Origin of the sequence: Streptomyces sp. NBC_01549, from assembly GCF_026339955.1 — a bacterium.
In the GTDB taxonomy this organism is placed as follows: domain Bacteria; phylum Actinomycetota; class Actinomycetes; order Streptomycetales; family Streptomycetaceae; genus Streptomyces.
Window position 1 is genome coordinate 4,213,368 of sequence record NZ_JAPEPW010000001.1, and the last position, 13,166, is coordinate 4,226,533.

Annotated in this window: 8 protein-coding genes and 2 pseudogenes; 4 read left to right on the forward strand and 6 right to left on the reverse strand. The window is 67.0% G+C overall.

The genetic code is table 11. The features are described 5' to 3' along the window. Window position 1: 1 nt before the first annotated feature. Entirely contained in the window at window positions 2-499 is a 498-nt protein-coding gene (locus tag OG819_RS18820) for a hypothetical protein (RefSeq protein ID WP_266650473.1), read from the forward strand. A gap of 259 nt (window positions 500-758) precedes the next feature. Here OG819_RS18820 and OG819_RS18825 read toward each other — a convergent pair whose 3' ends face one another. Continuing rightward, window positions 759-1,643: a winged helix-turn-helix transcriptional regulator gene (locus OG819_RS18825; protein ID WP_266652735.1), complete on the reverse strand. Its 885-nt coding sequence runs from the start codon at window positions 1,641-1,643 to the stop codon at window positions 759-761. 129 nt (window positions 1,644-1,772) lie between these two features. Here OG819_RS18825 and OG819_RS18830 point away from each other — a divergent pair, with 129 nt between their 5' ends. Next, the gene (locus OG819_RS18830; protein ID WP_266650474.1) at window positions 1,773-3,029 is read left to right on the forward strand and encodes an MFS transporter; all 1,257 of its coding nucleotides are present in this window, start codon (window positions 1,773-1,775) and stop codon (window positions 3,027-3,029) included. 67 nt (window positions 3,030-3,096) lie between these two features. Further along, window positions 3,097-3,228, forward strand: coding sequence for a hypothetical protein (locus OG819_RS18835; protein ID WP_266650476.1), 132 nt, complete (start codon window positions 3,097-3,099; stop codon window positions 3,226-3,228). Between the two features lie 192 nt (window positions 3,229-3,420). Here OG819_RS18835 and OG819_RS18840 read toward each other — a convergent pair. The 4 genes and pseudogenes from OG819_RS18840 to OG819_RS18855 form a co-directional block, all read right to left on the reverse strand. Continuing rightward, window positions 3,421-3,624 (reverse strand): annotated as a pseudogene (locus tag OG819_RS18840) (hypothetical protein); the annotation flags it as partial. A 76-nt stretch (window positions 3,625-3,700) separates the two neighbouring features. Beyond that, window positions 3,701-7,810, reverse strand: coding sequence for a discoidin domain-containing protein (locus OG819_RS18845; protein ID WP_266650478.1), 4,110 nt, complete (start codon window positions 7,808-7,810; stop codon window positions 3,701-3,703). A gap of 621 nt (window positions 7,811-8,431) precedes the next feature. Beyond that, window positions 8,432-8,632, reverse strand: a complete 201-nt coding sequence (locus OG819_RS18850; RefSeq protein ID WP_266650480.1) for a DUF397 domain-containing protein — start codon at window positions 8,630-8,632, stop codon at window positions 8,432-8,434. Next, on the reverse strand, window positions 8,632-9,477 hold the full coding sequence (locus OG819_RS18855) for a helix-turn-helix transcriptional regulator (protein ID WP_266650482.1): 846 nt from the start codon (window positions 9,475-9,477) through the stop codon (window positions 8,632-8,634). The genes OG819_RS18850 and OG819_RS18855 overlap by 1 nt, the downstream gene beginning before the upstream one ends. A 213-nt stretch (window positions 9,478-9,690) precedes the next feature. Here OG819_RS18855 and OG819_RS18860 point away from each other — a divergent pair, with 213 nt between their 5' ends. Further along, window positions 9,691-10,353, forward strand: coding sequence for an ATP-binding protein (locus tag OG819_RS18860; RefSeq protein ID WP_266650484.1), 663 nt, complete (start codon window positions 9,691-9,693; stop codon window positions 10,351-10,353). 3 nt (window positions 10,354-10,356) lie between these two features. Here OG819_RS18860 and OG819_RS18865 read toward each other — a convergent pair. Next, window positions 10,357-13,131 (reverse strand): annotated as a pseudogene (locus tag OG819_RS18865) (DUF3427 domain-containing protein); the annotation flags it as partial. Window positions 13,132-13,166 lie beyond the last annotated feature (35 nt).

The following is a 13,166-nucleotide window of genomic DNA, read 5'->3' on the forward strand; positions in this document are numbered from 1 at the left end:
GATGGCCCGGCTCACCGAGGACGACAAGGCCCGCAACGAGGCCGCGATCCGGGCCGCCATGGAACAGATCCTGAGCGGGAATCTCCCGCCCGGCGGCAAGGCCGACCTCAAGACCCTCGCCGCGCTGGCCGGGGTCACCCGCACCGGCTTCTATCCCAAGAAGAACCGCGACGGCACCCCCAGGCCCGGCGCCTACCAGCACCTGGCCGAGGAGTTCGAGCGGCGATTGAAGCAGCTCCAGGACGCCGGAGAGATCGTCGACCCCCGCGTCGCGCAGATCGAACGCCTCAAGACCCACAACGCCGAGCTGAAAGAGAGGCTCACCAAACGTGACGCGAAGATCGAGGAACTGACCGAGTTCCAGGCCCTGGCGATCTCCCGGCTGGCCGCCCAGCATGACGAGATCGAGCGCCTGCGCAAACAGCTCGCCGTCGGCGGCAACGTCCGCAGCCTCCCCGCCCCCGCCAGCAGCACGGCCCCGTACGGGTCGTGCAGCTGAGGCAATCTGGGCCCGGGTGTCCACGTAGCCGATTGAGGCAAGACGCTCCCGGTCCCGGTGGCAGACCTGATCAATCATGATCAGGTCATGCCATTCGACTTGGGTGTGGCTCCATTGCAGGGACTGCGGGGATCAGGGTGCACGGCAGGCTCCGTCGGGTACGGAACAACTCCGGGGGGCGGCTGGCGGGTGGGAGTGGCTGTCGCCGTGACGGACTCGGCGGGCATGCCCGGGGCGGCCGTCGCCGCGCCCGCGCCCTTCAGCTCCCCGCCGCCACCCGCCGTACCACCGCAAGCGCCTCGCGCACGGCCCCCGGGATGTCCGTCACCGGGAAGCGCGCCTGGCGCACCACGCGTTCGCGGTCCACCACCAGCACCGCCCGCTTCAGCCGCAGTGCCTGCCCGGCGCGGAACACTGGTAGCCGCAGAGCGGCGGCGAGGCGCAGGTCGACGTCTGAGAGCAGGGTGAAGGGGATGCCCTCCTCGACTGCGAACACCCGCTGCTCGTCCGGGCGTTGAGTACTCACGCCGCGCACCTCGGCGCCCGCCGCGCGGAAGTCGTCGTACGCGTCCCGGAACAGCCGGTTTTCCAGCGTGCAGCCGATGGCACCCGGGATGTCGGCCCAGCCGTCCGGCAGCGGGCCCGGGCGACCGGTCGCCGGGTAGCAGAACAGGACGGTGGCCGCAGCCTCGGTCACCGGGTCCAGCGGCTCACCGTCCCGGTGCCCCGGCAGTTCGAGGCGCGGCAGCCACTCGCCCACCAGGCCCGCCACCCGCCGCGCCTCGGCACTCTCCTCGTCGGCCGTGCCGCTCAGCGAGCCGTCGCCGAGCAGCCAGCGGTCCGCCCAGTCCTGCATCGAGAGCAGCACGGGCAGCAGCCCCCGCCCGCTCTCCGTCAGCCGGTACTCGTACCGCACCGGGCCGTTCTGATACGGAACCTTCTCCAGGACCTCCGCCTCCACCAGGTGCGCAAGGCGCTCGGTCAGCACCTTCCGGGAGATCCCCAACTCCTCCTGAAGCGCGTCGAACCGGTGGTGCCCGCGTGCGGTCTCCCGCACCAGGAGCAGGCTCCACCAGTCGCCGATCACCGCCGCCGCCTGCGCGATCGCACAGGCGGCGTCCCGCTCGGGCACCGACCTGACCATGGGTCCCTTGCCTTCCGGATGCAGCGTCCAGTCTTCGGAACCATCTTGCGTCATGCGGTCAGTTCCGTATAGGAACTCACTCACACCAAGTAAGTTCCCGTAAGAGACTCACTGGAGGGTGGGCGCCGCATGAGCGAGACACCGACGGTCCCGGAGCACGATCGCCGCAGCACCCACCACGCGACCTCGCCTCCGGCCGTCTTCTGGCGCTACTGGGCCGCCGCCACCGTCAGCAACGCGGGCACCGCCGTCACCGCCCTCGCTTTACCCCTGGTCGCCCTCACGGTCCTCGACGCCACCGCGCTTCAGGCCGCCCTGCTCGCCGCCGCCGGACAGATCTCCTGGCTGCTGCTCAGCCTCCCGGCCGGAGTGATCGCCCAGCGCGTCCCGCTCCGCCGCCTCCAGGTCACCCTCGATCTCGTACGGTTCATCGCCGTCGGATCCCTCCCGCTCGCCTGGTGGCTTGACCGGCTCAGCTACCCGCATCTGTTGCTCGCCGCTTTGGTCACCGGCGCCGCGACCGTACTCTTCGACATCGGCAACTCGACCTTTCTGCCCGCCATCGTCCCGGACCGGCAGCTCGCCGCCCGCAACAGCCTGATGTCCGGCACGCACGCCGTCACCGAGACCGGAGGGCCCTCCGGGGGCGGCCTCCTCGTGCACGCCGCGGGCCCGGTCGGCGCGCTCCTCGTGGACGCGGCCAGCTACCTGCTCTCCGCCGTGCTGCTGCGTACCCTCCCCGAGCGCCGTCCCGCCGCCCGCACCGGCGACGGCGCCCTCCGGCTGATCCGCGAGGGCTGGACGTACGTGACGCGGCACCCAGTGATGCTGCCCTGCATGCTCTGGGCCACCGCCACCAACTTCGTCTGCGCCGCCCTGGTCGCCCTCACACCCCTCTACCTGGTCCGTGAGGCCGGACTGACGCCCGTACAACTCGGCCTGGTGCTCGCCATGGACGGAATTGGCGCGCTCGCCGGATCCGCCGTGGCGGTCCGCCTGACTCGGCGGTTCGGCACCGCCCGGGGGCTCGTTGGGACCGCGCTGGCCGGCGGCGCTGCCGCCCTGCTGGCCCCGCTGACCACGTCCGCAGCCGACGCCTACTGGTTCGCCCTGGGCAACGCCGGCTTCGCCTTCGGCGTCGTCATCGGGTCGATCACCACCCGCACCCACCGCCAGACCGAGTCCCCGCCTGAGCTCCTCTCCCGTGTCATGGCCACCGTCCGCTTCGTCTCCTGGGGCGCCCAGCCGCTCGGCGCCCTCACCGCCGGCCTGCTCGCCACGTACGCGGGGACGCATGCGGCCCTGTGGACGGTGTGCACGGCCGCGCTCCTGCCGCCGCTGTACCTGCTCGCGGTCCCGGCGGGCCGCCGCCGGGACTTCGCCTGACACAGACGCCCCAGGCTGGGAGGGAGCCCGCCCCTCCCAGCGCCGCCACCGCAACACAAAGGGGCCATTGAACCTCGCCGAGACGAGCCTGGAACCGGACGCGGACGGCGACGAGGCCGACGGGGAGAAGGAGGCCAGGGCAGGGCACTACCGCGTCCATGAAAGCCCTGACCGGGACGGATACACCCTCGCGGCTTGACCATCACAGTCCCCGAAGAAGAGCTACACCCAAGCCGTCCTCGGTGGCAGCGCGCCCCACGTATAGTCAGATCCCGGCAGACCATAGCCCGTGATCTCCGTCACAGCGGGAAGTCAGAAAAGGAACACGATGGCTCGTCGTAACGCGACACAACGCCGAGGCTCAGCCTCCGTGTAAAGCGACACGACCTGCGTGGGACACAGCGTTTGCAGCGACTTCGACGGTCAGCGCCCCGGCGGCCTTCCCGCCCGCCTGCCGCCGCCACTGCTGCGCCGCCGTGACCCCGACGGTAGCCAGCACAACCCCACCGAGCTGCCGCTTCCTGGTCCACCGGGCCACGCCGTACCCGCCGATGAGCCCACCCGCGGCCACCGCCGCGGCCGGTACCTTCGCCATTGCTGCCTCCCGCTCCTGCCTGCGTCTGTCGAACAAACCGAGGCTAACGCGCACGAACGGGGGCTCGACGGCCGCCCTACCCGCGGGCGACCGTGCGGGGTGCGTTGTAGGCGGACACGCTGAGCGCCGGACGGTTCGACGGCAGCGCGTGAGCCGGCCAGGACAGGGTGACCGTCCGCGACTCGCCGGGCAGCAGCCAGAGGTAGTTGTCGCTGTACAGCGTCGGCAGGACGCGGTCACCGCTGTGATCGTCCAGCAGTGACATCCGGACCATCGGGGCGAGGGCCGCCCCACGGTTCTTGACGACGGCGGTCAGCTCATGGCGGGTACCGGAGCGCGACACGCGGGTGATCGAGGCCGAGAGCCCGACCCGCGGGAGGTCGTTGAGCGCCTTCATCGCGGCCGGGGTCCGATGGCGCCAGTAGGTGTTGCCCGAGAGCGTACGACCCGCGTGGTCCTCGAGGGTCAGGCGCAGCAGGTGCAGATCGGGCAGGTCATCGGTCCAGTCCACGGCGAAGGTGCGGGTGGTGGCGGCCGACGCGACATCGACCACGGCCTTCCTGGTCCCGCCGATCTGGCGACCGGTGAGGTCGTGGATCCGGGCGGTGACGGTCGCGCCCTCGACCGCGCGGCGCGTGTGGTTCACCACGAGGAGCTGCCATTTCAGCGGGTCGGCCTGGACGTGCAGGGGCTCGCAGGCGGTGCGGGCACCGTAGTAGGTGCCGTTGACGTCGAAGTCGTAGTCGTAGGTCTGCCAGACGGTGCTGTGCCAGGCGGGGTGGGACATCCACAGCATGAGGCCGCTGGCGTCGTCCCACAGGTGGGCGTTCCACGCTTCGAACATGCTGCGCGCGTTCTCGTAGTTGACGAACTGCGCCTTGCGGGCGAAGTCGTCGAGGCCCGTCGCGGTGCCCAGACGCGCTTCGATCGCCGCCCGATACTGCTGCGGGGCCTGGTTTCCGTGTTCACTCCAGTCGTGGTAATACCACGCTCCGCCTATCGGCCACTCCTTCTCGTCGCCCACCAGGTTGCGCATGCTCTCGGCGGTGGAGACGACCGGCATGCCGATCTCGGTGTGGAATCCGAAGCTCTTGCTGCCGTAGGTCGACGGGTCGTAGTACTTCTCGGGCTCCACCCAGTTGTAGGGGCCGCCGCCGGTGATGATGCCTCCGGCGGAGTTGTTCTGGTAGAGGATGCCGGGGGCCTGCTGCTCCACGGCGTCGCGCATGCCCTTGTCGATGGCGGCCGGCGGGTCGCCCTCGTTGGCGCCGCACCACACCACCACGCTGGGATGGATGCGGTAGCGCAGTACGGTGTCGCGCGCGATCGCGTTGAACGCGTCATGGTCCGGCGGGTCCATGGCCCAGGCATTGGGGAAGTCGTTCCACACCAGGATGCCGTGCTCGTCGCAACTGGCGTAGAACTCCTCGCGGTTGATGCTGCCGACCCAGTTGCGGATCATCGTGAAGTTCATGTCGCGGTGCATGCGCACCGCCGCGTCCATCCGCTCGGCCGGCATCCGCCGCAGCAGTTCGTCCCAGTCCCAGTTGCCGCCCCGGGCCAGCACCCGTACGCCGTTCACGCTGATCTTCAGCGGCTCCGGGGTGTTGTCCACGGACTTCACGTCCGTCCAGGTGTCACCGTCGGACGACACCTGGATGACGTAGCTCTTCGGATAGGCCTGCTCCCACAGGATGGCCACCCGGTCGAAACTCTGCGCGGAGCCGAGGTCGACCTGGATCCACTGGTGGTCCTCGTACTGCGACGACCACCGGCTGTCGGGGCTGCCGTCGGTGGCTGCCGCCGCCGGATGGTCGGACTCCTCCGTGGAGGCCGTGGCCGGCTTGTGCAGTGCCAGGTCGGTGCCCGGACGCGAACTGTCGATCACGGAAAGGGACCACAGGGAGTTACCCCAACTGGTCTGACGAATACCACAGTTGATCCGCACGAAGCGGGCGGTGCGGGCAGTGAAGTCCTCGACCCGCAGGCTCGCCCGGTCGGTGTTGAACGGCAGCGGTACGGCCGTGTTGTCCACGGACTTCACGTCCGTCCAGGTCGAGTCGTCCGTGGACACCTGGACCACGTACGTCCGGGCGTAGGCCTGCTCCCACACGAGGTCGACGCCGTCGAAGGACTGCTGGGACCCCAGGTCCACGCGGATCCACTGATCGTCCTGGTAGGCCGAGGACCAGCGGGTGCCGGGGTCACCGTCGGTGGCGTTGCCGGGGCCGTGGTCGTCGCCGTCCGTCGTGGAGGAGGTGGCGCTCGCGTGCAGGGCGAGGTCGGTGCCCGGCCTGGCGCTGTCCTTCACGGACAGGGTCCACAGGGAGTTGCCCCAGTCCGTGGCCCTGGTCAGGCACTTGACCCGCACATACCGGGCCTGCTGCCTTCCGACCTCCAGCGACTGGGTGCAGGCGTCGCCGGACGACGTGAAGGGCAGCGGCACGTCGTGCTCGTAGCCGAACTGGCGGATACCGAAGCGGGTGGTGCGCCGGTCGCTCTCCGTCCCGTCGGCCGAGGCGGTCAGGGTGAGGTCGTGAAGGTCGGGGCTGCCGAGCCCGTTGGGCCACCACAGTGCGGGGTTGCGCAGCCGCAGCCGGCTGAAGGCGTCCGGGGCGAAGGAGACGTCGATGCTCCGGCCGGCCGGGACGGTGACGGCCTTGGAGACACGTACGTCGCCGAAGGACGCGGAGACGGTCGTGGTGTGCTCGACCGCATCGGCGTTACGGACCGGGACGGTGATGGTCAGCTCGGCGACGGAGGCGTCGGGCAGGTCCGGCAGGACGGTGTCCACCCGGGGGTCCCCGATGACCACGGGCCCCGTGGACCTCAGCCGGACATGGTTCCAGATCCCCGAGACCCGGTCCCGCACGGCGGGCATCCAGTCCCACCCCGAAGCGGCCAGATACGTGGGTGAGTTGAGGTTCATCTGCCCCGCGCCCGCGTCCACCCAGGACTCCCCGGCGGGACCCTTGTCCCCCGGGCTGCCGGGGACGGGCATCGGCGTGATCTTCACAGCCAGCGCGTTCTTGCCCTCCTCGCCCTTCCCGGCGAGCAACTCGGTCACGTCGTGGGCCGAGCGGGCGAACGGGTAGGTGAGCCCTCCCACTTGGTGGCCGTTGAGCCAGATGTCGGCCTGATGGTTGATGCCGTCGAACTCCAGCCAGACCCTGCGGCCAGGACCGGTGCGCAGACCAGGCGGCAGGTCGAAGTCACGCTTGTACCACCAGGAATGGCGGGAGAGCGCCTCAGGGATGTGCAGATTGTTCAGGCCGGCGACCGGGTCCGGAAGCTTTCCCTGGTCGACGAGCGAGGCGAGGACCGTGCCGGGCACGGTGGCGGGCAGCCAGCCACTGGTGTCCACGGTCGGCTTCGACAGGTCGGGGCCATCGCCCTCGGCCCAGTCGTCCAGGGTCAGCCGCCAGCCCGACTCCAGCGGCACCGTGCCGTCCGCCGCGACGGCCAGCCGCGGAGCCTCACCGTGGTGGGTTCCCCAGTCGGTCCAGCCGGTGACCGCGGGACGCCGCCCGCCGACCGTGCCGTACACCTCGAACCCGTTCAGGCCGAGCGGATTGGGACTGGACCGCCGCTGAGCCGTCATCCGCACCCACCGTGCCGTCACGGACGGGGTCAGCGGAATGTCCACCACCCCGCCCGTACCGGCGGTCGTGCGATACACGCTCGTCCAAGCGGCACCGTCCCTGGACGTCTCGACGACGAAGGCGAGCGCGTAACTGGACAGGATCTCCTTGCCGGTGGTGCCCTGGGCCGGGTTACCGGTGGCCGGAGGCGTGAAAACCGGATCGCTCGCGTCGGCCTCAAAGGTGAGCCGAACCCGCGAGACCCGGCAGACGGCCTGCAGATCGACCGAGATCCACTGCGGGGCGTCCCCCGCCACCGCACGCCATCCGCTTCCCCGGACCCCGGGCGACGCGAGACGGTCGACCACGAACTCGCCCGGAGTCGCCGCGTAGTCCGTCGAGGAGACCTCGACGGGCCGGTAGGCGGCGAGTTCACCGGACGGCGCTGCCGCCGCGGTGAGCGTGTCGCCGCCCCCGGCGGCCACGCTCGTCGCCGGAAACAGAGCGTTCAGACCAAACCCGGCGAGAAGAGTCGAACCCGTAGTGACCACCGACCGCCGGGAAGGACCGGAAGGATCCCGCGGCGCATGTGACTGACCTGCCATGAACGTGAGTCCCATCAGAAAACAGCGCGGCCGACGAACACGCGGTGGCGCCGGAGCCGTGGCGTGACAACGTTGTCAAGGGATATGACAACGTTGCCAAAGATTGTGACGCGCACAAGCTCCTGTCAAGACCTCGGGCACGATCACCGTCACTCCGCCGCGATCACGGCCGCCGAGCGGCAAGTCGCCCCAGGGGTGGGGGAGTCATGAAGAGGGGGGCGTGCGGCAGGTCGTGGAATGTCCGGCGTGCCGCCACAAGGCGAGGCCGACAGCCGAACCAGCGAACTTGCGAACCAGAACGGTCGACCACTCTGTCTGGAGGGCGCCGAGGAGCAGGGCGTCGAGATAGACGGTACGGGAGTGCAGTGCGTCAGCGAGCGTGGGACTTCTTGTCCGGTTGCGAGGCCCTCGACATGCCGACCTATTGCCCGGACTCGCAGCCGACCGTCATCCCGGACACGTCCCACGACCTCCACTTGGATCAGCCGAACCAACTGCACGCAGTAACGTCCGCCTTCCTGAAGAAATCCGCGAACCTTCCGTGATTGGCAGATTCGGGCCTTCGAGGGTGCTGGGGGAGCTAGTCGCAGCCGCGCAGCGGTGGCCCAAAGCTGCCAATCGTTAGGCGCCCTGAACTTGTTGGCTTAGGTGGCGTATGAAGAGCTGCCAAGCCTGGGTTCGGACGGTGACTATCGGTCCGGTTCGGTCCTTGGAGTCGCGGATGAGGGTGAGCTCGTTCGTGTACGCGCACTCGACGCATTCGGTGCCGCTACCGCCGCTGTAGGACGACTTGAACCAGTAGGGCGCCAGCGATCCGGGCATCAGGACTCCTTGCTTATGCGATGGACGAGCGCTGCGGAGGATTCGAGATCGAGTGCCTGAGCGCTGAGGTAATCGAACGCCAACCTATAGCGCCCCAGTTCCTGTGGCTTCTCCATGAAGAGCCCGCCGCCGAGGATGTCTACGTACACCACGTCCAACTCGGGAGAGGGGCCGCGCAAGACGACGAAGCTACCAACTGCCGCCGCGTGAGCTCCTGTTGAAAAGGGGAGTACTTGCGCAGTGACGTGGGGCAGTTCCGACATGGCCAGAAGATGTTGAAGTTGTTCGTTCATGACCTTGCGCCCGCCGACACTGCGTCGAAGCGCCGCCTCGTCGATCACGCACCAGATGTGCGGCGGTTCATCACGCTGAAGGAGTTCTTGTCGCTTCATGCGGATGTCGACCATGTGCTGCACCTCCCTCTCTGAACACTGCATCTCCGAGGCGCGGTGTACGGCCTCGGCGTAGGCGCGGCTTTGGAGGAGGCCAGGGATGTACATGCAGGCGTAGTGGTCTTCACGCACCACCTCGTCTTCAAGCGTGAGCATGAGATTCATGGACTCGGGGATGGGATCGGCGAGTGACCTCCACCAGCCTTGGATCTTGGCGCCCTTCGCGAGTTCGACGAGTGCGAGGCGTTCTTCGTCGGACGTGCCGTACTCACGGCACAGTGCGTCGACAGCAGGCCACTTGACTGATCCTTCCTTGGTCTCATAGCGGCTGAGCGTCGCCTTTGAGATGCCTACGAGTGCGCCCGCCTCTTCCAGGGTCAAGCCCTTGTGTTCACGGAGACGGCGCAGATCGGCGCCAAGTTGGCGTCTGCGAGTGGTGGGCCCAACTGTCATATCCCACACCTTTCGTGTTGATCTCCCAGATCGTGCTGCCTGCTCAAGCGTGACAGCAAGACAGCGTGCGCCGGGGCGCGCGAAGCGTGGCCGTGCTCCCAGTCGCTCTCCTCAATCACAAGATGAGAGTTCCATTTTGAGAGTTCCAATGCAACTCTCAGTGTGATGGCGATTGCAGAGCGCAATCCATCGTGCAAGGAAAGGACTTGAGACATGGACTGCGCGGGCTGTGTGTCGAGGAAGCCGTGGGACATCCCGTTCGTAGCGGAACCGAGGGAGGTGTCGGGTCTGCGTCGCGTCATGCGGCTTCACCTTGGACTCTGGGGCTTGCACGAGATTGCTGAGGCAGCCCAACTGTGTGTCACCGAGCTGGTTTCCAATGTCATCACGCACGTGGGCGCCGGCACCCCGACCACGCTCGCCGTCTCCATGAACGGCACCTACTTGCGCATCGAGGTTCAGGACCCTGACACCCGTGCCCTGCCAACCCTCATCCAGGCGGGAGCCGACTCCGAAGGTGGGCGGGGCATGGCTCTCGTCGATGCCATTGCCGACCGCTGGGGTATCCAACTCCACCCCGACCGAAAGGTCACCTGGTGCGAGCTGTCCACCGGACTGACCTCGCCCAATGGCCACAGCGGGGGTGCTCGTGTGGCAAGAACAGGATCGATGCTCGGCTTCTACGGCGCAGCGAAGACACCTGGCCCTCAGGTTCCAAGCCCGCTGAGCGTGGCCGTAGCGCAGGAGGCGGCGATTGACGTCATCGCCGACCTCCTCCACTGGCTTCGCGTGCATGGCCTTGATGCCGATGAAGCCCTCGATCGAGCCCAGATGCGCTTCGAGTCGGAGGCGGAGCAGAGAGGAGGTGAGGAGTGAGGATCAACCAGCGGCAATGGCGGAGTACGTCCACACGTCCGCCGGGATGTCGTGCGCCAACTTCCACGCAATCGCCATCGGCTTGCTCCCCTTGTGCTCGACGTACTCAGCCGGGCCAAGCAGCATCCACGGTTGGGCTCCGCCGATGTCGGTGCTCTTGTAGCGGCGGACGAACAGTAGGACGTGGCTGCCTTCGGCTTTGTGGTGTTGGTAGCGCAGGCCCGTGGCGGATGTGGCCGAGGTCTGGTTCTGGGACTCCCAGTGGAAGAGGGTCTCGCTCAGCGCGTAGTCGTGGTAACGGGTCTGGGGAGAGAAGTCCTTGTCGTCCTTGTCCAGAGTGATCATCAGGGCATCGGTCTTCGCGGACTCACACCACTTCACGCCCTCGCGGAAATCGCCCGGCATGAAGCCGCCGATGTAGGACTGGCCGAGTGCGGGAAGGATCTCCTCTCTGCTGTAGGAGGCGTGGATAGTCAACGGGAGACCAGTTTGGCCGCCGATGCCTAGGAGTGGGATCGGGACGTGCTCGGTATGGGCGAGGTTGTACTCAAGCACTTGGCGAAGCTCGCTGCGTACGGCGTGCTGGTCTCGGAGTGCTGCGAAGCCAGTGTCGTAATCCTTGAATCCCTTGCGGGTGACGCCTCCGAGAGGCCAGAGCTGGAAGAAGAGCATCCGAGCGTAGGCCTGTCCCCGCTCGTCGAGTTCGCCGTACGAAGGGGCGTCATCCTCCAACATGCGGGTGTACGCATCGACGCGCAGTGGGTCGCCAACGTGGAGGAAGGCAGGAACGCGCTTGAGTAGAGTTGATTCGCCCTCTGGAGGCTCGCCCTTGAGGAGTCCGGCACGCCGGAGCAGTCCCGTCCAGGAGTTGCCATTGCCGCGGTACAGCTCCTTCAGTTCGCGGCCGCTCTCATAGAGATAGGTGCTCAGCCGAGGCTCAGCGTAGGCCGCGACTTCTCGGGCTAGGGCGGTGACGTTGACGCCGATCTGATCCTTGATGTTGTCGATGACGGCCTTTTTGGCCTTCTCCTCAAGGATGATCTGGCAACCGGAGGGGAGTTGCGGGAAGTCATGCTCGATGTTGTCCAGGAGCCGCTTGCGGGTGAGGTTCGTCAGGGCCCGGAACTGGTTCTCGAAGCGGAACTCTTTGCGGTGCTGTCCGATGAAGTCGAGCACTGTGAGCACCGCTTTGTTCTCGCTCCGGCGAAGACCTCGGCCGAGTTGTTGGAGGAACAGGGTTGCGCTGGAGGTAGGGCGCAAGAGGAGCAGGGTGTCTACGTCGGGGATGTCGAGTCCCTCATTGAAGAGGTCCACGGAGAAGATCACTTGCAGGGCGCCGGACTTGAGGTCAGCGAGGGCTTGCCTACGTTGTTCGGCCGGAGTCTCGCCGGAGAGCGCTAGGGCGTTCAGGCCTGCGGAGCGGAAGTACTCGGCCATGAAGTGGGCATGCGCGACCGAGACGCAGAAGCCCAGCGCTCGCATGGCGCCAGGCTCGACGAGCTTCTCCTCTACAGCCTTCACGATGAGTCGTGCCCGTGCGTCATTGCCGGTCAGGACGTTGCTCAGGGCGGCGTCGTCGTAGGCGCCGCGCTTCCACTCCACCGCCCTCAAGTCGGTGTTGTCGCTGATTCCGAAGTAGTGGAAAGGGCTGAGGAGCTCGTTCTCCAGGGCCTCCCACAGGCGCATCTCGGCAGCAATGCGCCCGCCGAAGAACTCGTCCTGGATGTTCCTACCGTCCATGCGCTCGGGCGTCGCGGTCAGACCCAGTAGCTCCATCGGCCGGAAGTGATCAACAATCTTTCGGTACGTCGGTGATGTGCCGTGGTGGAATTCATCGAGTACGATCACGTCGAAGTGGCCGGCGTCGAGCTGATCCAGTGCCCTAGCGTTAAGCGACTGAACGCTGGCAAAGACGTGGGTCCAGCGCTCCGGGATCTCCCCACTGTGGAGTGGCTCGCCAAAGTTCGCGTCCACCAAGACGTCTTGGTAAGTCCGCATCGACTGTTGCAAGATTTCCTTGCGGTGCGCGACGAACAGCAGGCGCAGATCCCGGCCGTATTTCTTGCATAGGTTCTTGTAGTCGAGCGCCGCCATTACCGTCTTGCCGGTCCCTGTCGCGGCAACTAGGAGATTCCGATGCCGGTCGTGTACCTCTCGCTCCACGTCCAGCCGCTCCAACATGTCGCGCTGGTGCGGGTATGGGCGTACCTCCAGGCCGGACAGAGTGATCCTGCGGTCCGCGGCTGCGATGGATGATGTTCCGCCCGCAATGGCCAACGCCTCCTGGAGTCTGGTGCCGTCAGCGTCGGGGTCGTACGTCTCGAATGACGGGTCGTTCCAGTAGGCGTCGAAGGTCGCATCGAATTTCCGCAGTACGTCAGGCGTGGCGATGGACGACAGCCGGACGTTCCACTCCAAGCCGTCGAGCAATGCGGCCTTGGAGAGGTTGGAGCTACCGACATAGGCAGTGTCGTATCCACTGTTGCGGCGGAAGAGCCATGCCTTGGCGTGGAGACGTGTTGTCCGCGTTTCGTAGTTGACCTTGACTTCGGCGTTGAACTCCCTCACAAGTCTGTCCAGCGCTCGTCGCTCGGTCGCCCCGATGTAGGTCGTCGTGATGACACGTATGGGAACGCTTCGTTCGTGAGCCGCTCTGAGTGACTGCTCGATGATGCGTAGCCCGTGCCATTTAACGAAGGCGCAGAGCAAGTCCACGCGGTCGGCTGTGGCGAGCTCTGCACGAAGCTCAAAGCCGAGGCTTGGATCGTCCGGGGAGTTGGCCTCATGTATTCAGCTATGAAAGTGATCTGACG

Excerpts from the sequence above, each read along its gene's own strand:
- OG819_RS18860 (WP_266650484.1), top strand. The coding sequence starts at position 9,691 with ATGGACTGCGCGGGCTGTGTGTCGAGGAAGCCGTGGGACATCCCGTTC.
- OG819_RS18830 (WP_266650474.1), top strand. The coding sequence starts at position 1,773 with ATGAGCGAGACACCGACGGTCCCGGAGCACGATCGCCGCAGCACCCAC.
- OG819_RS18855 (WP_266650482.1), bottom strand. The coding sequence starts at position 9,477 with ATGACAGTTGGGCCCACCACTCGCAGACGCCAACTTGGCGCCGATCTG.
- OG819_RS18820 (WP_266650473.1), top strand. The coding sequence starts at position 2 with ATGGCCCGGCTCACCGAGGACGACAAGGCCCGCAACGAGGCCGCGATC.
- OG819_RS18845 (WP_266650478.1), bottom strand. The coding sequence starts at position 7,810 with ATGGCAGGTCAGTCACATGCGCCGCGGGATCCTTCCGGTCCTTCCCGG.
- OG819_RS18825 (WP_266652735.1), bottom strand. The coding sequence starts at position 1,643 with ATGGTCAGGTCGGTGCCCGAGCGGGACGCCGCCTGTGCGATCGCGCAG.
- OG819_RS18850 (WP_266650480.1), bottom strand. The coding sequence starts at position 8,632 with ATGCCCGGATCGCTGGCGCCCTACTGGTTCAAGTCGTCCTACAGCGGC.